This is a genomic window from Pantoea sp. Fr-CA_6 (assembly GCF_024520895.1).
Classification (GTDB): domain Bacteria; phylum Pseudomonadota; class Gammaproteobacteria; order Enterobacterales; family Enterobacteriaceae; genus Pantoea; species Pantoea agglomerans.
In genome coordinates, this window is record NZ_JALNPO010000008.1 from 69,628 (window position 1) to 91,533 (window position 21,906).

Below are 21,906 nucleotides of genomic sequence, written 5' to 3' on the forward strand. Positions count from 1 at the left end.
CAGGGATAATCTGTGAAGAATAAACTATTCATCAGGCATTGTAGTCATCGGAATTAAAAATGACAGTCATCGCCGTAGCGCCTGATGATGGCTACACTACTCTTTATCATTCCAGAATCAGCCTGAAGGAGAGTTGTTTGACCAGGGGAACACAACGTCGCGTCGTATTTTTTGACCTGGATGGCACTTTGCACCAGCAGGACATGTTCGGCACTTTTATGCGCTATCTGCTGCGTCGCCGCCCGCTTAATCTGCTGCTGGTGGTGCCGTTATTGCCGGTAGTGGGTATCGGCTTGCTGTTTAAAGGCCGGGCGGCACGCTGGCCCATGAGCCTGCTGCTCTGGTCTATTACTTTTGGTCGTTCTGAGCGGACGCTGCTGCAACTCGAAGCCGAATTTGCGCAGTGGTTCCGCCTGCGCGTTAAAGCCTTTCCGGTGGTTCAGCAGCGCCTGACCGATTATCTCGGCAGTGATGATGCTGACGTCTGGCTCATCACCGGATCGCCACAGTCTCTGGTGGAGCAGGTCTATTACGACTCCGCGTTTCTGCCACGCGTGAAGCTGATTGCCAGTCAGATGCAGCGCGGCTGGGGCGGGCGGGTACTGGCAATGCGCTGCCTCGGCCATGAGAAAGTGGCACAGCTGGAAGAGAAAATCGGCACGCCGCTACAGCTCTACAGCGGCTATAGCGACAGCAAACAGGATAACCCGCTGCTGTTTTTCTGTCAGCATCGCTGGCGCGTAACACCCGCAGGTGAGCTGCAACAGCTGGAATAAGTTTCTAAAGGATCGGTGAGACCGCTATAATGCGCCGCTTTTCTGTCGCCCGGAGTGGTCAGCATGAAACAACAAGATGAATACTGGATGCGCCATGCGCTTGACCTGGCGCGCCGGGCGTGGGAGCAGGGCGAAGTGCCGGTGGGTGCGGTGCTGGTTCAGAATGACCGGGTGATCGGTGAAGGCTGGAACCGGCCCATCGGCCAGCATGATCCGACGGCGCATGCGGAGATTATGGCGTTGCGGCAGGGCGGTAAAGTACTGGAAAATTATCGTCTGCTGGACACCACGCTCTACGTGACGCTGGAGCCGTGCGTGATGTGCGCCGGCGCCATGGTTCACAGCCGCATCAGCCGGCTGGTCTACGGTGCGCACGATATCAAAAGTGGAGCGGCAGGATCGCTGCTCGATGTGCTGGGTCACCCCGGCATGAATCATCAGGTTGAATTACAGAGCGGCGTGCTGGCTGAAGAGTGTGCCGCTATGCTGAGCGACTTCTTCCGTATGCGTCGCGAGCAGAAAAAAGCGCTGCGGCAGGCGCAACGCCAGGATTAGTTCATGGCGATCTTCGGTTCGACCGCCGGATAGCCTTTGGCCAGTTCGGCCTGTGCTTGTTGTGCTTCAGCCTGCTGCGCCAGGCGCTTTTCCTGCTCCTGCAGATAACCCACCAGGCTTAACTGATATTTGCGGATGTTCTCCACATAGTTATAGGCTTCATGCCCACGGGCATAGCCATAAGCCGTCTGGGTGTAGTAACGCTTCTGGCTCAGCATGGGCAGACGCAGCTTCACATCCGCCCAGCTATCCGGATTACCCCCCTGGCGGGCAGTGAGTTTACGGACATCCAGCATATGGGCATAGCCCATGTTATAGGCCGCCAGCGCAAACCAGATGCGCTCATCTTCCGGGATGGTCTGCGGCACCTTCGCCATCATATCCTGCAGATACTGACTGCCGCCGCGAATGCTCTGTTCGGGATCGGTCCGGTCGCCCACGTCCAGGCTCTCAGCGGTGTTACGGGTCAGCATCATCATGCCGCGCACGCCGGTAGGGGAGGTGGCCTGCGGGTTCCAGTGCGACTCCTGATAGGAGATTGCCGCCAGCAGTCGCCAGTCAATGCTGGTGGCGTACTTCTCAAACAGCGGTTTGATGTCAGGCAGCGTGTTGTCGATGGCGCGCAGGAAAGTGCGGGTATCGACATAATCAAAGGTGCCGACGTGGCCGAGATATTTCTCCTCCAGCCGCGCCATCGCCCCTTCTTCACCCATACCGTTAAAGAAGTCGAGCATCGCGGCATTCAGGCTGTCGTCATCGCTGTGCCGCACATACCAGGTGACCGGCTCTTCGTCAGTGACGTCAAACGCCACCGCCAGCTGCGGATAGATGCGCTGCAGCAGAGCGATGGTCACGGAGTCGCCAATCGTATAGTCGAGCTTGCCGTCTGCCACCGCTTCGAGCAGGGCTTTAGGACTTTGATCGGTGGAGATCGCCCAGTCCAGATCGGGGTACTGATTTGACCGCGCGCTCTTCAGCGTTGACAGATACGCCGATCCTGACGCAACAGTCAGCCGCCCCTTTAAGTCACCGAGGTTTTTAGGGCGCGGCTTATCCACGCGATAGACCAGCTGCTGCGAAACGTTGTAGTAGCCTGGCCCGGTCTGATAGCGGGTCAGGCGTTCGCTGTTGTAGTTCAGACCCGCGGCCAGCAAATCGGCTTTGCCATCATCTAAATCGTCAAACAGATCGCTCAGGTTGGGACGTACAGTCACCTTGAGTTTGACGCCCAGATAATCGGCGAAGCGTTTTGCCAGCTCATAATCCATACCGGCCGGAGATTGGTTCACTGTGTAGTAAGTCAACGGGGAATTGATAGTACTGACACGCAGTACTCCCCGTGATTTAATCTGTGAAATCTGGTCCTGCCCACCCCCATACCAGGGAATGGATGGCCATAGCGCTAACGCTAACAGCACGGCAACCAGACCGATAAACAGATAATTAAATTTTAGGCGTTTCAAATAGTTATCTCTCGCTGGCTCTAAGGCCTCTGTCTTTTAAAGGCAGTATTTGTCTTCTTTGAACTCCCAGAGCGAGGGGCATTTTGCGCAACAAAATCACGCTGAGCAACTTTTATAGCAGCTTTTGCGCAAAATTCAGGCAAATCCGGGTCGCCAAAAATTGTGCGCAAACGGTTTCGTCGCGAGGTCGCTTTCTCTATAATACGCCCCGTTTTCCCTGTTGCGCCCAATGAAGCGTCGCCCGGCGCCCTGACGAGAGATTTATTAATGGAAATTCTGCGTGGTTCGCCCGCCCTGTCGGCATTTCGTGTAAACAAACTGCTGACCCGCTTTCAGGACGCTCATCTGCCGGTGAGTGATATTTACGCTGAGTACATCCATTTTGCTGATGTCAGCACGCCCTTAAGCGCTGACGAACAGAGCCGTCTGCAGCGCCTGCTGAAATATGGTCCCTCTCTCGCTGAACATGCCCCACAGGGGCGTCTGCTGCTGGTGACGCCTCGTCCCGGCACCATTTCGCCCTGGTCATCCAAAGCCACTGACATTGCCCACAACTGCGGCCTGCCGCAGGTACGTCGCCTGGAGCGCGGCCTGGCCTTTTATGTACAGGCCCCACAACTGACGGAAGCACAGTGGCAAACGCTGGGCACACTGCTGCACGATCGGATGATGGAAACGGTCTTCGGCGATCTGGCGCAGGCTGAACAGCTGTTCGCGCATCACACGCCACAGCCGGTGAAAAGTGTCGATCTGCTGGGTGAGGGCCGTCAGGCGCTGGTTCAGGCGAATATCTCACTGGGTCTGGCGCTGGCCGACGATGAAATCGACTATCTGGTGGCGGCGTTTACCGCACTGGGCCGCAATCCCAACGACATTGAACTCTATATGTTTGCGCAGGCGAACTCTGAGCACTGTCGTCACAAGATCTTCAACGCCGACTGGATTATCGACGGCGAGAAACAGCCAAAGTCGCTGTTTAAGATGATCAAAAACACCATGGAGCAGACGCCGGACTACGTGCTCTCTGCTTACAAAGATAACGCCGCTGTGATGGAAGGCTCAGAGGTTGGCCGCTTCTTTGCTGACGCCGGAGAGAGCGAATACCGCTGGCATCAGGAAGCCGCACACATCCTGATGAAGGTGGAAACCCATAACCACCCAACGGCCATCTCGCCGTGGCCCGGTGCTGCGACCGGTTCCGGTGGTGAAATCCGTGATGAAGGCGCAACCGGAAGGGGTTCGAAGCCAAAAGCGGGCCTCGTCGGTTTCTCCGTATCGAACCTGCGTATCCCTGGCTTTGAACAGCCGTGGGAAGAGGACTTCGGCAAACCGGCCCGCATCGTCAGCGCGCTGGAAATCATGACCGATGGCCCGCTGGGCGGTGCTGCATTTAACAATGAATTTGGTCGTCCGGCTCTGAATGGTTACTTCCGTACCTATGAAGAGCAGGTCACCAGCCACAACGGCACTGAGCTGCGTGGCTACCATAAGCCGATTATGCTGGCGGGCGGCATCGGGAATATCCGTGCCGATCACGTGCAGAAAGGTGAAATCACCGTAGGCGCGAAGCTGGTGGTGCTGGGCGGTCCGGCAATGAACATCGGCCTGGGCGGCGGCGCGGCATCATCAATGGCCTCGGGTCAGTCTGATGCCGATCTCGACTTTGCCTCGGTACAGCGTGATAACCCGGAGATGGAGCGTCGTTGTCAGGAAGTGATCGACCGCTGCTGGCAGCTGGGCGATGAGAACCCGATTCTGTTTATCCACGACGTGGGCGCTGGCGGCCTCTCCAATGCGATGCCGGAGCTGGTCAGCGATGGCGGTCGTGGCGGCCGGTTTAACCTGCGTGACATCCTGAGTGATGAGCCAGGCATGAGTCCGCTGGAGGTCTGGTGTAACGAATCACAGGAACGTTATGTGATGGCAGTGGCACCCGATCAGCTGGCGCAGTTTGAGGCAATTTGCCAGCGTGAACGCGCACCGTTCGCGGTCATTGGTGAAGCCACCGAAGAGCTGCACCTGAGCCTGGAAGATAGTCATTTCGGTAATAAGCCGATCGATATGCCACTTGATGTCCTGCTGGGCAAAACGCCGAAGATGACGCGGGATGTGGTGACGCAGCAGACCCAGGGTACTGCCCTGCAGCGTGACGGCATTACGCTGGTCGATGCGGTGAACCGCGTGCTGCATCTGCCTGCCGTGGCGGAAAAAACCTTCCTGATCACCATCGGTGACCGCAGCGTGACCGGCATGGTTGCGCGCGACCAGATGGTGGGACCGTGGCAGATCCCGGTTGCCAACTGTGCGGTGACTACCGCCAGCCTCGACAGCTATCACGGCGAAGCGTTTGCCCTGGGCGAACGTTCACCGGTTGCACTGCTGGACTTCGCGGCGTCGGGTCGTCTGGCCGTCGGTGAAGCACTGACCAACCTGGCGGCTACCCATATTGGTTCGCTGAAGCGTGTGAAGCTTTCCGCAAACTGGATGTCCGCAGCCGGTCATCCGGGTGAAGATGCCGGTTTATATGCGGCGGTGAAAGCGGTCGGCGAGGAGCTTTGCCCGGCGCTGGGGATCACTATCCCGGTCGGTAAAGATTCGATGTCGATGAAAACACGCTGGCAGGAAGGCAGCGAACAGCGCGAAATGACCTCACCGCTGTCGCTGGTAATTACCGCTTTTGCCCGCGTCGAAGATGTCCGTCGCACCGTCACGCCACAGCTGCAGGCCGATCAGGATAATCTGCTGCTGCTGATCGATCTGGGCAACGGCGCGAATACGCTGGGCGCAACCGCGCTGTCGCAGGTTTACCGTCAGCTTGGCGACAAACCTGCCGACGTGCGCGATGCCGCTCAGCTGGCGGGCTTCTTCAATGCCATCCAGGCGCTGGTGGCTGAGCAGAAACTGCTGGCTTATCACGATCGTTCCGACGGTGGTCTGCTGGTGACGCTGGCCGAGATGGCGTTTGCCGGTCACTGCGGCATCGACGTTGACATCGCCTCGCTGGGTAACGATGCGCTGGCCGCCCTGTTTACCGAGGAGCTGGGCGCGGTGATTCAGATCAACGCCGCCGATCGCGCCGTGGTTGAGCAGATCCTGGCGGATCACGGCCTTGCCGACTCGACGCATCTGCTGGGCAGCGCGCAGCCGGGCGATCGCTTTGTGATCCGTTCTGGTGACAGCGCGGTCTACAGTGAAAGCCGCAACACGTTGCGTACCTGGTGGGCGGAAACCACCTGGCAGATGCAGCGTCTGCGCGACAACCCGGCGTGTGCCGATCAGGAGCATGAAGCGAAGAAAAACGACAGCGATCCTGGCCTGAACGTTAATCTGACCTTTAATCCGCAGGAAGATGTTGCTGCCCCGATGATCGCCACTGGCGCACGTCCAAGGGTCGCGGTGCTGCGTGAGCAGGGCGTGAACTCCCATGTAGAGATGGCCGCCGCCTTTGATCGGGCTGGCTTCACCGCCATTGACGTTCACATGAGCGATCTGCTGGCCGGACGTCGCGGCCTGGAAGAGTTCCAGGCGCTGGTCGCCTGTGGCGGCTTCTCCTACGGCGATGTGCTGGGTGCCGGTGAGGGTTGGGCGAAATCGATTCTGTTTAATCCGCGCGTGCGTGACGAGTTCGAAACCTTCTTCCATCGTCCGCAAACTCTGGCGCTGGGCGTCTGCAACGGCTGCCAGATGATGTCTAATCTGCGTGAACTGATCCCAGGCAGCGATCTCTGGCCGCGCTTTGTGCGTAACCAGTCTGAGCGCTTTGAAGCGCGCTTCAGTCTGGTAGAAGTGGCCGCCAGTCCATCGCTGTTGCTGGACGGCATGGCCGGTTCGCATATGCCTATCGCCGTTTCGCACGGTGAAGGCTTTGTTGAAGTGCGTGATGCTTCGCATCTGGCGGCGCTGGAGTCGAAAGGGCTGGTGGCACTGCGCTTTGTCGATAACTTCGGCAAGGTAACAGAAACCTATCCGGCTAACCCGAATGGCTCACCAAACGGCATCACTGCCGTGACCAACGAAAGTGGTCGCGTCACTATCATGATGCCGCATCCGGAGCGGGTGTTCCGCACCGTCAGCAACTCCTGGCATCCGGCAGAGTGGGGCGAAGACAGCCCGTGGATGCGTATTTTCCGCAATGCGCGTAAACAGCTGGGTTAATGTAATCCGCTGAAAAGAGCAGGAGGCCAGTGTGCCTCCTGCTCTTTTTTGTGACTCTGTTGGCAAATGGCGACAATGAGCATGTCGTACTGTCTCTTTTTGGCGACATCTATCTCGTTGATTTTTAATGAACGCCCATCCGGCGCGATTTCATGTCGCTCAGCGGAGACAGTTTTCCCTTACTGTAATCAGATTTTGCGCAACAGTTGTCCGGTAAGCTTATTCAATCTGCTGAAAAATATAATGATTTATTTTCTGGCATGGAACTTGCTATACTCATGCAGCTGCTCATTCACCTGTTTATGATTGCCCCGCTTAGCGGAGAAGAGCTCATAAAGCCCGAATGACGCACCAAACGGAGCCTGCCGTCCAACTGACCGATAATCGCTTGCGTTATCAAACACCGGACGTAACGTTGAGTAAGGCTCCACCCATTTTTACGCGATGCATCACGCGTCGTGCCAGCGGCAGGCCATCGAGCCTGCCGTTTTCTTTTGTTCCCCTTTCTTCCGCCGACACCTTTCTTCCGCTGACAGAGTCCGTTAGCATCCAGACAGCAAATCTTAAGGAAGCGGCTGCGTGAAAAAATGGCGTTTATTTCCCCGTTCTCTGCGTCAGCTGGTGCTGATGGCATTTGTACTGGTGCTGCTGCCGTTGCTGGTGCTGGCCTGGCAGGCGTGGGAAAGTCTCTCTGCGTTAAGCGAACAGGCAGCGGATACCAACCGCAATACCTTCACCGACGTACGCAGAAGTGAGGCGATGGCGCGAACGGCGGTTGAGCTGGAGCGCAGCTATCGCCAGTACTGCGTGCTGGATGATGCCTCGCTGGCGCGCCTTTATCAGACCCAGCACACCCGCTACAGCCAGATGCTGAGTTCGCACAGCGCCAGCCTGCCCGAGCTGCCCGCATTCCAGACTTTACAGGCGACGTTGCCGCTGCTGACACCGTTAAAGTGCGATAACGGTAATCCGGTTACGCCTGCCGCAGAGGCGCTGGATCGTTTTTCTGCCACCAATGCGCAGATGGTGCAGGACACGCGCGAAGTGGTGTTTTCGCGCGGCCTTCAGCTGCAGCGCGAAATTGCCGATCGCGGCCAGTTTTTTGGCTGGCAGGCGCTGATTCTGTTTATCATCAGTCTGGCGTTGATGACGCTGTTTACCGGCATGATTATCGGGCCGGTCAAGCGTATTGAGCGGATGATCAACCGGCTTGGCGAAGGCCGGGAACTGGGTAACAGCGTGACATTTCGCGGCCCGCGCGAGTTACGCTCGCTGGGACAGCGCATCGTCTGGCTCAGCGAACGGCTTCAGTGGCTGGAATCGCAGCGCCATGAATTCCTGCGTCATCTTTCTCACGAACTGAAAACGCCGCTGGCCAGCCTGCGTGAAGGCACCGAACTGCTGGCGGACGAGGTAGCCGGTTCGCTGAACGCCGATCAAAAAGAGGTGGTCACTATCCTCGACGGCAGCAGCCGTCATCTGCAGCGGCTGATTGAACAGCTGCTTGATTACAACCGTAAACTGGCAGATGGCCCGATCCAGCTGGAACCGGTCAGCGTGGCGGAAATTGTGGAGGGGGTAGTGAATGCACACGCACTCTCGGCGCGCGCCAAACTCATGCAGACGGTTGTCGATCTGGAGGTCAGTCACTGCCTTGCCGAACCGATGTTACTGATGCGGGTCATTGATAATCTCTATTCGAACGCCGTGAACTACGGCAGCGAATCCGGTACCATCTGGCTGCGCAGTCAGCAGCAGGGCGATCGGGTCTGGATTGATGTCGCGAACAGCGGTACGCCGATCCCGCCGGAAGAGCAGGCAATGATTTTCGAACCTTTTTTCCAGGGTAGCCAGCAGCGCAAAGGGCCGGTAAAAGGCAGCGGGCTGGGATTGAGTATTGCCAAAGATTGCCTGCGCCGGATGCATGGCGACCTGACGCTGGTCTCCTGCGAGCAGGCTGACGTCTGTTTTCGAATTGAACTGAACACCACAGCCGGGAATGTCTGACTGATGAAATATTTACCCGCTTTGCTGTTGAGCACACTGACCACGCTGCTGCTCAGCGGATGTACGACCTCCCCGGCCACCTCATCCCTGCCGTCAGGCCATCAGGTAGCGGAACCCGAGGTCAGCGTGGCTGATTACCTGGCGACCCGCTGCAGTGACCTGTGGACGATAGAGAATAGCGCGGCACTGAGTAATCCCCTCTACTGGATGCGGGCCATCGATTGCGCTGAACGCCTTTCCCCCGCCGAGGCCCGAGCCGAAGCTCACCGCTGGCCGGTTGAGAGCTGGTCGCGCGCTTTCAAGCAGGGCGTGCTGATGTCGAACGGCAACGTGACGCCAGTGGAGCGTCGTCGCTATGTTGAAACCCTGGATCGCTACAGCAGCGATTTCCCGCAGTCTGTGCGTCCGCTGCTCCAGTTGTGGCGCAGTAATCAGGCCGCGCAGCTCGACCTGAGTGAAGCGCGCACCCGATATGTTCATCTGCAACAGAGCAGCGATACCCAGCTGGAGGCGATACGCCAGCAGATGGTTAAACAGCAGCAGCAGCTCAGCGACACGCAGCATAAGCTGGAGCGACTTACTGATATTGAGCGCCAGCTTTCATCGCGGAAAGCCCCGGATGTGTCTGACAGCGGCCATGGCACTGCGCTGCCGCAGGATGAGGAGCAATAATGGTCAGACAAGCGGCAAAACTGCTGCTGGTGGATGACGATCCCAGCCTGCTGAAGCTGCTGGGCATGCGTCTTCGCAGCGAAGGTTATCAGGTCACCACCGCGGCCAGCGGACCCGAAGCGTTGCGTCTGCTGCAGAAAGAAAAAATCGAGCTGGTGATCAGCGATCTGCGGATGGATGAGATGGATGGTCTGGCGCTGTTTGGCGAGATCCAGAAACGCCACACCGGTCTGCCAGTGATTATCCTGACGGCGCACGGCTCAATCCCGGACGCGGTTTCCGCCACGCAGCAGGGCGTCTTCAGCTTCCTGACTAAACCGGTGGATAAAGATGCGCTTTACAAAGCGATTGATGAAGCACTGGCTCAGCAGGCGCCGGTCAGCGATGACCGCTGGCGGGAAGCGATCGTCACCCGCAGCCCGCTGATGTTGCGGCTGCTGGAGCAGGCACATATGGTGGCGCAGTCGGACGTCAGCGTGCTGATTAACGGGCAGAGCGGCACCGGTAAAGAGATGCTGGCTCAGGCGATTCACGCTGCCAGCCCGCGAAACGGCAAGCCCTTTGTCGCCATTAACTGTGGCGCACTGCCGGAGCAGTTGCTGGAGTCAGAGCTGTTCGGGCATGCCAAAGGGGCCTTTACCGGCGCAGTCAGTGCCCGTGATGGTCTGTTTAAAACTGCAGGTGGCGGGACGCTGTTCCTGGATGAGATTGGCGATATGCCGCAACCGCTACAGGTTAAGTTGCTGCGGGTGTTGCAGGAGCGTAAGGTCAGGCCGCTGGGCAGCGATCATGATATTGAGATTGACGTGCGCATTATTTCAGCCACGCATCGCGATCTGCCAAAGGCGATGGAGAAAAAGGAGTTTCGTGAGGATCTCTTCTATCGTCTTAATGTGGTGAACCTGAAGATTCCGGCGCTGCATCAGCGCACTGAAGATATTCCGCTGCTGGCTAATCATCTGTTGCGTCAGGCGGCGGAACGGCATAAACCGCAGATCCGCAGTTTTTCCGTTGATGCGATGAAGCGGTTGATGGCGGCCAGCTGGCCGGGCAATGTGCGTCAGCTGGTTAACGTGATTGAACAATGTGTAGCGCTGAGCTCATCGCCGGTGATCAGCGATGCGCTGGTGGAGCAGGCGTTAAGCGGTGAGAATAGTGCTTTGCCGACCTTTGCAGAGGCGCGCAATCAGTTTGAGCTGAACTATCTGCGTAAGCTGTTGCAGATGACCAAAGGCAATGTAACCAATGCCGCACGTCTGGCTGGACGCAACCGCACGGAGTTCTATAAGCTGCTGTCTCGTCATGAGCTGGATGCCAGTGATTTCAAAGAGTAGCGGAGGCTGCGGAGTGATACCGGCAGGTTGCCTGCTCAGGCCCGAATCAGAATGGGTGCGGTCAGCATAATCTGGCAGCGCTTGCGGCAACCTGAAGAATCCCGGATATTACCGCCCGACAGCGCCAGCAACATTTATACTTGATAAACCCTCTGACCATGGAGGGAGTGAAAAAGGGTCTGACATGAAAAAGATTGATGCGATTATCAAACCATTCAAACTCGATGATGTCCGTGAAGCCTTAGCGGAAGTCGGCATCACCGGGATGACCGTGAGTGAAGTAAAGGGTTTTGGCCGCCAGAAAGGGCACACCGAGCTTTACCGCGGCGCAGAGTATATGGTCGACTTTTTACCTAAAGTGAAAATCGAGATGGTGGTGGGCGACGATATCGTTGATACCTGCGTCGAGACCATTATGCGTACTGCGCAGACCGGCAAAATCGGTGACGGTAAAATCTTTGTCTTCGACGTGGCGCGCGTGGTGCGCATCCGTACTGGCGAAGAGGATGAAGAGGCGATCTGATTATATCTTTATCAGCTCTTTATGCCTGAGGAACCTGATACGGATGATTGTGCGATCGTGCCTGCTCAGGGAACACGGTCAGATCGGAAAGACGCAAAACCCGCCATCCATGGCACGCTCGGCCCGCGCCGTCCTGGCGCGGGACGCTTTCCTCTTCTGCCCGTGTTCCCTTCGCTTTAGGCTAATTCGTTGCTGCCAGATTTACATCCCTTTGTGCGGGCCGAAAAGTTCGTAATGAATGCGTGTATCTGCCACGCTGGCATCACGCAGTTGCGCCACCACATGCTGCATAAAGGGCAGCGGACCGCAGAGGTAGAAGTGGGTGTCGGGTGAGGCGAGACGTGCGGAGATCGCGGTGATATCCATCAGACCCTGCGCGTCATAGCGACCGGCATCTTCAGCGGCGGGATCGCGATACCAGACCTGACTGACGAAATCGGTGAGCTGCGCGCCCGTTGCTATCACTTCCGGGCCAAATGCATGCTGTTTGCCGTTCTCTGCTGCGTGCAGCCAGCTGACCGGCGCGCGGTGCTGGCGGGCCGCCAGGGCATGCAGCATGGCCAGCATCGGCGTCTGACCCACGCCCGCGGATATCAGCGCCACCGGGGTTGCAGCATCGACCTCAAGGAAGAAGTCGCCATGCGGTGCGGCCAGCATCAGCTCATCACCCACTTTGCCATTCTGATGCAGCCAGCCGGAGACGGTGCCCTGCGCTTCACGTTTCACCGCAATCCGGTAATCTTTGCCATTACTGAGGTGAGTAAGCGAGTACTGGCGAATCTGGTGATGTTCGAAACTGGCGGGCTGCAGATGCACCGTCAGATACTGACCCGGTTTAAAGGCCGCTACCGGGCCGCCATCTACCGGACTGAAGGTAAAGCTTTTAATCACCTCGCTCTGCTGCTCAACAGCACTGATGCGAAACGCACGAGTGCCGCGCCAGCCACCGGTTTGCTGCTCCGTCGCCTGATAAATCTCCTCTTCGCGATTAATGAACACATCTGCCAGTACGCCATAGGCCCGGCCCCAGGCTGCCAGCGCCTCTTCACCCGGATTCAGCAGCTCTTTAATGGTTGCCAGCAGATTTTCACCGACGATGGCGTATTGCGCAGGCTGAATATTCAGGCTGGTATGTTTCTGTGCAATCTTTTCCACCGCAGGCAGCAGGACGGCCAGGTTCTCCAGATTCGCGCCATAGGCGCAAATGGCGTTGAACAGCGCTTCACGCTGATCGCCATTGCGCTGGTTGTTCATATTGAAAACATTTTTGAGTTCAGGATGGTGCGACAGCATGCGGTCATAGAAGTGTGCGGTAAGCGCAGGACCACAGGCGGCGATGGCAGGCAGGGTCGATTTAACCGTGGCGATAGTGTGTGCATCAAGCATAAAAGCGGCCTCTCATTTAAAGATGTATTTTAAATGCATCTTATAGCCGTCTCGCCTGTGGTGTAAATAACCCGATAAATTTCTCGGTTGTCAAAGTGGCAACTTTTTGGTGCATCCTGAGAAACCGCCGTCACATCCTGAAGAAAAATTGTGGCGTCTGAACAGGGTGAAAAGGTGTAAAAAAGCCCTGCCAGTAGCCAGCCAATCGTTTGCGTAAAAAGAGGAGGTTCACCCTACCTTCACCTGTTAAAACGGTTTACACTGTGGGCCTTCGCCCCTGAAGGGGGGTAAATACCGTCAGAAAGTTAGCTGAGTCAGGAGATCCGGATGTTAAAGCGTGATATGAACATTGCCGATTACGATGCCGAGTTGTGGCAGGCGATGGAGCAGGAGACAGTGCGTCAGGAAGAGCACATTGAACTGATTGCTTCTGAAAACTACACCAGCCCGCGTGTTATGCAGGCACAAGGTTCTCAGCTCACCAATAAATACGCTGAAGGCTATCCGGGCAAACGCTACTACGGCGGCTGTGAGTATGTTGATATCGTTGAGCAGCTGGCGATCGATCGCGCAAAAGAACTGTTTGGTGCCGATTACGCTAACGTGCAGCCACACTCAGGTTCACAGGCTAACTTTGCGGTTTACACCGCGCTGCTGCAGCCGGGCGATACTATTCTGGGGATGAACCTGGCGCACGGTGGGCACCTGACTCACGGCTCACCGGTTAACCTGTCGGGCAAACTCTATAACGTCGTGGCTTACGGTATCGATGAGACCGGTAAAATTGACTACGACGAGCTGGCTGAACTGGCGAAAACCCACAAGCCAAAAATGATCGTTGGCGGATTCTCAGCTTACTCCGGGGTTTGCGACTGGGCGAAAATGCGCGAAATCGCGGATAGCGTAGGTGCATGGCTGTTTGTGGACATGGCACACGTTGCCGGCCTGATTGCTGCAGACGTTTACCCGAGTCCGATCCCGCATGCGCACATCGTGACCTCTACCACTCACAAAACGCTGGCGGGTCCGCGCGGTGGTATCATTCTGGCGAAAAACGGCGACGAAGATTTCTATAAGAAACTGAACTCTGCTGTCTTCCCTGGCGGTCAGGGCGGTCCTCTGATGCACGTTATCGCTGGTAAAGCGGTTGCGTTCAAAGAGGCGATGGAGCCGGAATTCAAAACCTACCAGCAGCAGGTGGCAAAAAACGCCAAAGCGATGGTTGAGGTGCTTATTGAGCGTGGCTATGACATCGTTTCTGGCGGCACGTATAACCATCTGTTCCTGATCGATCTGGTGAGCAAAAACCTGACCGGTAAAGAAGCGGATGCGGCATTGGGCCGTGCCAACATCACGGTTAACAAAAACAGCGTGCCTAACGATCCGAAAAGCCCGTTTGTGACTTCCGGTATCCGTATCGGTACGCCAGCTGTTACCCGTCGTGGCTTCAATGAAGCGGACGTGCGTGAGCTGGCTGGCTGGATCGCGGATGTGCTGGATAACGTCAATGACGAAGCGACCATTGAGCGCACCAAAAAGAAAGTACTGGAAATCTGCAGCCGTCTGCCGGTCTACGCTTAATCGTTAACCTGTTGTGAGACAGCATACAAAGGATGGCATCAGCCATCCTTTTTTATTGCCTGTCCTGCGGCGCTCTGCCAGAGTAGCGCCCACTCATGCTGCCATGCAGCACTCTTGCTGGAGGGAATATGGCAATCGGCTCCGCCAGATGGCTCGGATTGGGCTACTTCACTTACTTCTTCTGTTACGGCATTTATCTGCCATTCTGGGGCGTGTGGCTGAAAGGCACCGGTCTCGATGCTGAAAAGATTGGCCTGTTGCTCGGCTGTGGCATGGTGGCACGCTTTGTCGGCAGTCTGCTTATCGCCTCTCAGGTCAAAAATCCTTCACGGTTGATTACGGCGCTGCGTTTGCTGGCGCTGATGACCTGCCTGTTCGCTGCCGGTTTCTGGGTGGGTGAGCAGTGGATGTGGCTGCTGACGGTCATGATCGGCTTTAACCTCTTTTTCTCGCCGCTGGTCCCGCTTAGCGATGCGCTGGCCGCCACCTGGACACAGCAGATAGGGCTGGCGTATGGGCCGGTCAGGCTGTGGGGTTCGCTAGCCTTTGTGATCAGCTCGGCATTAACCGGCGTGCTGGTCAGTGCTTACTCTTCAAACGCCATTCTGCTGCTACTTTCCGTCGGCGTCATCTCTATGCTGGCAGGCATGATGCTGTCACCCGCCACCCAGCCACAGGGTAATGAACGGCAGGGCGCGGCGGGCGGCGGCTGGCAGGTGTGGCGTGAATTGCTGCGTGAGAATGCGGTATGGCGATTTATGCTCTGCGTAACACTGCTGCAGGGTGCGCACGCCGCCTATTACGGCTTCAGTGCTATCTGGTGGCAGGAGAGTGGCTATTCCGCCTCCACGGTGGGTTATCTCTGGTCGCTGGGCGTGGTGGCCGAGATCGTCGTGTTTGCTTTGAGCAACCGGTTGTTCCGCCGCTGGAGCGCGCGCGATCTGCTGCTGCTTTCGGGCATTTGTGCGTTGATCCGCTGGAGTCTGATGGGGGCCACTACCGCGCTGCCGCTGCTGATTGTGGCGCAAATTCTTCACTGTGGCAGCTTCACCGTCTGTCATCTGGCGGCGATGCGTTTTATTGCGGCGCGTCAGGGAGCGGAAGTGATCCGTCTGCAGTCGCTCTATTCCGCGTTGGCGATGGGGGGTGGCATTGCGATAATGACCATGATCTGCGGCGTCCTGTTCGCTCATCTGCAGGGGCATCTGTTCTGGGTGATGGCACTGGTGGCACTGCCCGCGCTATTTCTGCGTCCCGGCTACGACTCCAGTAAATAACGAATCCGCTGCTGATGGTGTAACGTCAGCGGCAGCTCCGCATGCACCAGCGGCGGAGAGAAGAGTGGCAGCGAGGTGGGGTAGGGCGAAATGATGATGTCCACATCCCGCGGTGCGCCATCCCGCTGAAACTGTTTCACGTCCTGATAGGTAATATTGATCGGCAGCAGCGTGATCTCCCGGATCTGCTGCTCCACATCCTGCTCCAGATCGGTATCGTCACCCGTCAGAATCAGCACCTGCTTCTCCTGCAACGCATTCTCCTGCATCAGCCAGGCACCAAAAATAACGGTGATTAAGCTCACCTCTTCCGGGCTGAACGCAATCCCGTATTGCTGCTCAAACGCCTGCAGCGCCTGCTGAGTGGTACGCAACAGGCGGGGATAGAGGCGGCTGACATCCAGCGCCACGCTGTTGTCGATGCCGATAGTGAAGTGGGTGCGATCCAGCGCCTGTGCAAGATGAGGATAGAGCTGGTTAAGCAGCTCGTCGCGATCAGCAAAAGTGATGTCGGCACACCGTTCAAAGTCATTAATCAACTGTTGGGTCGCAGCCATTAACTGCTGCTCAGCAGGATGTGCAATCGCATCCACGACAGGCGTATGTATCTGGCTGAACAGCAGTGTCCAGAAGTCGGTTTCACTGACGGGCGGCGCAAGGTGGCAGCGTTTGCGCCAGTGGTGAATTACATCCTCGGCGGCCTGCCGCTCAGCCTTCTGCTGCAGCCAGTGACACTGCGCCTCACTGAACAGCACCGGCTGGCGCTGGCACAATCCATATTTCATGAAAATCTGCAGAAAAAGCCGGTCGCGTTCGCTGAAATCGCGCTTCAGACGCAGGCTACAGTGCTGGATCAGCGCCTGTAAATTGGTCTCATCCCACAGCGCCTTCTCAATCTTCATCACCTTCAGGCGCTGACGCAGGGGGGCTGCAAAATGATCGCAGACGAAATCCTGCGATAAACGCAAACTGCGTCGCAGGTTGTGCAGCAGACAGAGGCGCCGATCCAACTCTGTGCCATGAAGACGAAAGCTGCCATCCACCATCTGATGCAATTCCAGCTGGTGATATCGCTGTATCTCAAGGCCCACATCCGCGATATCCTGTCGGGCAACAGCAGGATCGACGCCATTCAGCTGGCAGACTTTTTCAAGCGTAAGCACGGGTGTCGGCAGAAACAGCAGCAATAAAAGATGGCACTGACGCTGTGAGCGGGTGAAGAGTGGTGCCAAAGGGGTAGCAGAACTCATCAATCAGGTTTCCAGCAGGCTATTTTGAGCTAAGAATAGTCAACCCCGTCAGCGCCTGCGCGGTTTACGCGGTTTATTTGCCGGAGGTTTAAGGCGGGTCACAAAATTTTGTTACTTATAGATTCTTTTCATCGGGAACGTTACTTTATAACATTATGAAACGCACACTCTTTGCCCTCTTGATGGTATTAAGTCCGGCTGTAATGGCACATCCTCACAGCTTCATCGATATGAAAACCGAACTGGTGGCGCAGGATGACACCTTTACCGGATTAAAGATGACCTGGACCATGGATGAGATTACCTCCGCCGATCTGCTTTACGACGCGGGCGAGGCGAAACCAGGCAGCGTGGTGTGGAAGAAGCTGGCGGCAGGCGTGATGGCGAACGTGCTGGGCCAGCACTACTTTTCTGAAATCTGGCACAACCAACAGCGGGTAAAGTTTTTGAATCTGCCAACCGAATACAACCTGTCACGTAACGGCCATAAAGCGGTGCTGGAATTTATTCTGCCGCTGGCGGAACCCCCGAAGCTGACCGGGCAGCGCTTTGAGATCCTGACTTTTGATCCCACCTATTTCGTCGATATGTTCTATGACAATCCTGGTGCGTTAACGCTGCCGACGGCGCTGCAGGCGCGCTGCAAGTTCGCGCTGAACACGCCAAAGCCCAATGATTCACTGAAGCAGTATGCGCTGTCGCTGGATAAAGCCGACGCGCCTGCAGAGGAGATGGATTTAGGCCGCCAGTTTGCCCAGACGGTGATACTGACATGTCAGTAATCTCCCCACCGTTACGGGCTTCCCGCCTCTGGCCGCTGTGGCTGATGGCGGGCGTGCTGCTGAGCAGCGCGTTGCTGGTCTGGCTCTGCTGGCCGCAGATTCTGATGCAGAGCGTACTGTGGCAAAAAGATCTGCATCGGCAGATGACCCAGCTGCTACAGCAGGTTGCGGAGCAGCCCCACCAGGCAGGCATTTCGCTGGTGATATTCAGCCTGCTATATGGCGTACTGCACGCGCTGGGGCCGGGCCATGGCAAAGTGGTGATCGCGACTTTTCTGGCGACCCATCCCACCAGAGTGAAAACCAGTATCAGGCTGACGCTGCTCGCCTCACTGCTGCAGGGTTCGGTGGCGATTGTCCTGGTGACGGTGATGCTGTTGCTGCTGAAAACGTCATCGCGACAGCTGCATCTCAGCAGTTTCTGGCTGGAGAAGGGCAGTTATCTGTTGGTGATCGGGCTGGGCGTGATGATCGGTTATCGGGCGCTGCGTTCGCTGTGGCGGACATTGCGTCCGCGTCCGGCCCCGGTATTTCGCGCCTTCAAACCTCACCATCAGCATGACGATCAGTGCGGATGTGGACACGCGCATCTTCCGACACCGCAGCAGATGAGCGGCAATCTCAGCGTGAAAACCCAGCTGCTGGTGGTGGTGTCGATGGGATTACGTCCCTGTTCCGGCGCGATTATGATGCTGCTGTTTGCCAAAGTGATTGGTGTCTATGGCTGGGGGGTGATCTCTGCTGCGGTGATGGCGCTGGGCACGGCACTGACCATTTCGGCGATTGGCCTGCTGGTTCAGCAGGCGCGCACGGTGGCGCAACGGCTGGCACAGCCTGGCGTTACCGCAGGCATGACGCGACTGCTGATCCCCGCGCTGGCCTTAACCGGCAGCCTGATTTTAATCGTAGCGGGTATCGCGCTATGGCAGTCAGCGCAGATGACGCTGGGTGGCGGAATTCGACCTTTCTGAATAAAAGCGCAGCGGAAATAAAATTGCCGCTGCGCTCTTCTCTTCGTTAATTATCTCTGAATTCATCTCTTTATTTTTTTCTCTGGCTGGTTTAGTGGTGAAATGACTATTCCCTGTCTACGCTGATAATACCAAAACGGCATTCCGCCGTCGGGATGATAAAAGATCAAGACCGCTTTCTGTTTATTGCGAGGAGTATATTTCATGGCTGATACCCGTATTAATAATGGCTACACCGAAACGCTGGCGACCGGGCCTGCTGGATTGCCGTTAAAACGTATTTCCTGGAGCGCCGTGTTTGCCGGTGTCATTTGTGCGTTGATCGTTCACATTATTCTGACGCTGCTGGGAACCGCCATTGGTGCAACAACCATTGATCCGATGAAAGAACAGAATCCACTCGACGGCCTGGGCACAGGCGCGCTGGTCTGGACTGCCATTGAAATGCTGGTCGCGATGGCTGCAGGTAGTTATGTTGCAGGCCGACTGGCTCAGCGCGAAGGCGCACTGCACGGTTTACTGATGTTTGGCCTTAGCACAATTTTCACTATTTACCTGGCTATTGCGCTGGCGACCAGTGTATTAGGCGGCGCGATGAATATTGTGGGCTCAGGCTTCCAGGCGCTGGGTAGTGGTATTTCCGCCGCTGCGCCATCCGTTACCCAAATGGCAAAAGACAAACTGCAGGAGAGTAATATTAATTTAGATAACCTGCAGAACGAACTGGAAACGACTTTACGCCAGACCGGGAAACCGGAATTACAGCCAGAGAACTTAAAGCAGGATGCAAATAAAGAAGCGCAGAATGCTGAAAACCAGGCTAACAACACCGCAAACCATCCACAGACAGCGGATACTGATCTGGCTAACTGGTTAAAAGGGGTGATGGATCGTCATTCCGATACCCTGCAGGCAGCCGATCGTGATGCGCTGAAAAATATTATCAAAGCGCGCACCGGCAAAAGCGATCAGGAAGTGGATCAGATCGTGGCCAAAACTGAACAGAGCTATCAGCAGGCCGTTCAGAAGTATCAGGAACTGAAACAGCAGGCTGAACAGAAAGCGCGTGAAGCCGGTGAAAAAGCCGCTGCCGCGACTGCGAAAGCGAGCTGGTATGCCCTGATTCTGCTGATCATCGAAGCGGTGCTGGCAGGCGTGATGGGTATGGTAGGTCGTCGTACTCAGCCTCGTCAGGTGCTGTCACACGAACGTCGTTAATCATCACTGAGTAACAGGCAATAAAAAAGGCGGCTGAGATGCCGCCTTTTTCTGTACTGAGGCTTAGCGCTTTAACGCTTCGCTCAGCTCATCACTGAGTAACAGGCAATAAAAAAGGCGGCTGAGAAGCCGCCTTTTTCTGTACTGAGACTTAGCGCTTTAACGCTTCGCTCAGCTCATCACGCATGTTCGACAGCATCGATTTCACCACACGTGGGTTACCCGCGACCAGGTTACCTGACAGCAGATAGCCGTGGTTGCCGGTGAAGTCGGTCACCAGACCGCCCGCTTCACGGACCAGCAGTTCACCCGCCGCAAAATCCCACGGCTTCAGGCCAATCTCAAAATAGCCATCTACGCGACCGGCAGCCACATAGGCCAGATCCAGCGCAGCAGAACCGGTGCGGCGGAAGTCAGCACACTGGGTAAAGAGTTTGGTCATGATATTCATGTAAGCCGGCGCGTGCTGCTTCATTTTGAACGGGAAGCCGGTCGCCAGAACGGTGCCATCCAGATCGCGTGCCGTGCTGCCACGCAGACGATAGCCATTCAGCTGAGCGCCCTGACCGCGTGAAGAGGTGAAGAGTTCATTGCGCATTGGATCGTAAACGACGGCGACTTCAGTGCGGCCTTTAATGCGCACAGCGATAGAAACAGCAAAGTGGGGTAAACGTTTGATGAAGTTTGAGGTGCCATCCAGCGGATCGATAACCCATTGAACATCCTGATCTTCGCCCGCCAGTTCACCGCTTTCTTCAGTGATGATGGTATGTTTCGGGTAAGATTTACGAATAATTTCGATAATCAGGCGTTCTGCTTCGCGGTCAACATTCGTTACGAAGTCGTTGCTGCCTTTCTGGCTGGCTTCGACGGCGTCCGGGGTTTCATAATATTTGGCAATTAAATTTCCGGCCTTGCGCGCTGCGCGCACGGCAATGTTGAGCATTGGATGCATCGGTATCTCTCGCTGGATGTTAAAGAACGGGGAAAACGGCGCGGAGTATAGCAGCGTGTTCGGTAAATGTCCTGCTTTATGTTAATATTCTCTCTACTGATTTTACTGACCCGTTTCTGAGTATCCCTAATCATGTTGCAAAATATTCGTATCGTGCTGGTCGAGACTTCTCACACCGGTAACATGGGCTCCGTTGCGCGCGCCATGAAAACCATGGGCTTAACCAACCTCTATCTGGTTAACCCGCTGGTCAAGCCTGACTCACAGGCTATCTCACTCGCGGCCGGTGCCAGCGACGTTATCGGCGACGCCAAAATTGTCGACTCGCTGGATGAGGCCATTGCCGGATGCAGTCTGGTGGTCGGCACCAGCGCACGCTCCCGCTCGCTGCCCTGGCCGATGCTGGATGCGCGCGAATGTGGCGTGAAAAGCGTGGAAGAGAGCCAGCAGGCACCGGTTGCGCTGGTATTTGGTCGTGAACGTGTCGGCCTGACCAATGACGAGTTGCAGAAGTGCCACTATCACGTCGCAATTCAGGCAAACCCGGAATACAGCTCGCTGAATCTGGCGATGGCCGTACAGATTATCGCCTATGAAGTGCGCATGGCATGGTTACAGGCGCAGGAGCAGGCCAGCCCGCCGCCACAGTATGAAGAGTCACCTTATCCGCTGGTGGATGATCTCGAGCGCTTCTATCAGCATATGGAACAGATGATGCTGAACAGCGGCTTTATCCGTGAAGCCAATCCTGGCCAGGTGATGAGCAAACTGCGTCGTCTTTACACCCGCGCCCGCCCGGAACGCGACGAACTGAACATCCTGCGCGGCATGCTTTCGTCGTTTGAAAAGCGAAAAAACGATAAAAAAGAAGCAGATAATAGTTGAGTGAATTACCAGGTTAAATACCTGACTAATTTACCAGGTTAAATAGTTGACCAATTTACTCGGGAATGGCAGACTTCAGAGCATCTGTTGCTAATCCTCCGATAACCGGACGCTAT

The 21,906-nt window shown here is 56.2% G+C and carries 17 protein-coding genes; 13 read left to right on the top strand and 4 right to left on the bottom strand.

Translation table 11 applies throughout. The features are described 5' to 3' along the window. The first annotated feature begins 137 nt into the window (after positions 1–137). A complete protein-coding gene (yfhb, locus tag NR201_RS15320; RefSeq protein WP_010257641.1) occupies positions 138–776 on the top strand; it encodes a phosphatidylglycerophosphatase C in 639 nt (212 codons plus the stop codon). A gap of 63 nt (positions 777–839) precedes the next feature. Next, entirely contained in the window at positions 840–1,331 is a 492-nt protein-coding gene (tadA, locus tag NR201_RS15325) for a tRNA adenosine(34) deaminase TadA (RefSeq protein WP_010671307.1), read from the top strand. On the opposite strand, the gene mltF is transcribed toward tadA, so the two are convergent. Beyond that, a complete protein-coding gene (gene mltF / locus NR201_RS15330) occupies positions 1,328–2,794 on the bottom strand; it encodes a membrane-bound lytic murein transglycosylase MltF (RefSeq protein ID WP_033758659.1) in 1,467 nt (488 codons plus the stop codon). The genes tadA and mltF overlap by 4 nt on opposite strands. 267 nt (positions 2,795–3,061) lie before the next feature. Between mltF and purL the strand changes: the two genes are divergently transcribed. The 5 genes from purL (at position 3,062) to glnB (ending at position 11,485) form a co-directional block, all read left to right on the top strand. Further along, complete coding sequence (purL, locus tag NR201_RS15335; RefSeq protein ID WP_061901198.1) at positions 3,062–6,949, top strand: phosphoribosylformylglycinamidine synthase; 3,888 nt, start codon at positions 3,062–3,064, stop codon at positions 6,947–6,949. Between the two features lie 579 nt (positions 6,950–7,528). Then, positions 7,529–8,956, top strand: a complete 1,428-nt coding sequence (locus NR201_RS15340) for a HAMP domain-containing sensor histidine kinase (protein WP_010257633.1) — start codon at positions 7,529–7,531, stop codon at positions 8,954–8,956. Positions 8,957–8,959: 3 nt separating this feature from the next. Further along, on the top strand, positions 8,960–9,628 hold the full coding sequence (gene qseG / locus NR201_RS15345; RefSeq protein WP_033758654.1) for a two-component system QseEF-associated lipoprotein QseG: 669 nt from the start codon (positions 8,960–8,962) through the stop codon (positions 9,626–9,628). Beyond that, a complete protein-coding gene (glrR, locus tag NR201_RS15350; RefSeq protein WP_010257627.1) occupies positions 9,628–10,962 on the top strand; it encodes a two-component system response regulator GlrR in 1,335 nt (444 codons plus the stop codon). Before qseG ends, glrR begins: the two co-directional genes overlap by 1 nt. Before the next feature lie 184 nt (positions 10,963–11,146). After that, positions 11,147–11,485, top strand: coding sequence for a nitrogen regulatory protein P-II (gene glnB, locus NR201_RS15355; RefSeq protein ID WP_003848647.1), 339 nt, complete (start codon positions 11,147–11,149; stop codon positions 11,483–11,485). Positions 11,486–11,686: 201 nt separating this feature from the next. On the opposite strand, the gene hmpA is transcribed toward glnB, so the two are convergent. Beyond that, positions 11,687–12,871 carry an NO-inducible flavohemoprotein gene (hmpA, locus tag NR201_RS15360; protein ID WP_124890208.1) on the bottom strand — a complete coding sequence of 395 codons (1,185 nt, stop codon included), beginning with the start codon at positions 12,869–12,871 and terminating at the stop codon, positions 11,687–11,689. Between the two features lie 327 nt (positions 12,872–13,198). Between hmpA and glyA the strand changes: the two genes are divergently transcribed. Continuing rightward, positions 13,199–14,452: a serine hydroxymethyltransferase gene (gene glyA, locus NR201_RS15365; protein WP_010257616.1), complete on the top strand. Its 1,254-nt coding sequence runs from the start codon at positions 13,199–13,201 to the stop codon at positions 14,450–14,452. 128 nt (positions 14,453–14,580) lie between these two features. Then, positions 14,581–15,729 (top strand): 3-phenylpropionate MFS transporter, encoded by a 1,149-nt coding sequence (locus tag NR201_RS15370; protein WP_033772425.1) that lies wholly within the window; start codon positions 14,581–14,583, stop codon positions 15,727–15,729. Here the strand turns inward: NR201_RS15370 and csiE are convergent. Next, positions 15,711–16,979 (bottom strand): stationary phase inducible protein CsiE, encoded by a 1,269-nt coding sequence (gene csiE, locus NR201_RS15375; protein ID WP_010671313.1) that lies wholly within the window; start codon positions 16,977–16,979, stop codon positions 15,711–15,713. The two genes, NR201_RS15370 and csiE, sit on opposite strands and share 19 nt — an antisense overlap. A gap of 155 nt (positions 16,980–17,134) precedes the next feature. Between csiE and NR201_RS15380 the strand changes: the two genes are divergently transcribed. The 3 genes from NR201_RS15380 (at position 17,135) to NR201_RS15390 (ending at position 19,950) form a co-directional block, all read left to right on the top strand. Then, complete coding sequence (locus tag NR201_RS15380; RefSeq protein ID WP_010257608.1) at positions 17,135–17,761, top strand: DUF1007 family protein; 627 nt, start codon at positions 17,135–17,137, stop codon at positions 17,759–17,761. Beyond that, complete coding sequence (locus tag NR201_RS15385; RefSeq protein WP_256849942.1) at positions 17,752–18,732, top strand: nickel/cobalt transporter; 981 nt, start codon at positions 17,752–17,754, stop codon at positions 18,730–18,732. The genes NR201_RS15380 and NR201_RS15385 overlap by 10 nt, the downstream gene beginning before the upstream one ends. A gap of 204 nt (positions 18,733–18,936) precedes the next feature. Next, positions 18,937–19,950 (top strand): TIGR04086 family membrane protein, encoded by a 1,014-nt coding sequence (locus NR201_RS15390; protein ID WP_010257601.1) that lies wholly within the window; start codon positions 18,937–18,939, stop codon positions 19,948–19,950. A 151-nt stretch (positions 19,951–20,101) separates the two neighbouring features. Here the strand turns inward: NR201_RS15390 and suhB are convergent, their stop codons facing one another. Continuing rightward, positions 20,102–20,905, bottom strand: coding sequence for an inositol-1-monophosphatase (suhB, locus tag NR201_RS15395; protein WP_008926709.1), 804 nt, complete (start codon positions 20,903–20,905; stop codon positions 20,102–20,104). A gap of 132 nt (positions 20,906–21,037) precedes the next feature. Between suhB and trmJ the strand changes: the two genes are divergently transcribed. Beyond that, entirely contained in the window at positions 21,038–21,790 is a 753-nt protein-coding gene (trmJ, locus tag NR201_RS15400) for a tRNA (cytosine(32)/uridine(32)-2'-O)-methyltransferase TrmJ (protein WP_163762455.1), read from the top strand. The last annotated feature ends 116 nt before the right edge of the window (positions 21,791–21,906 follow it).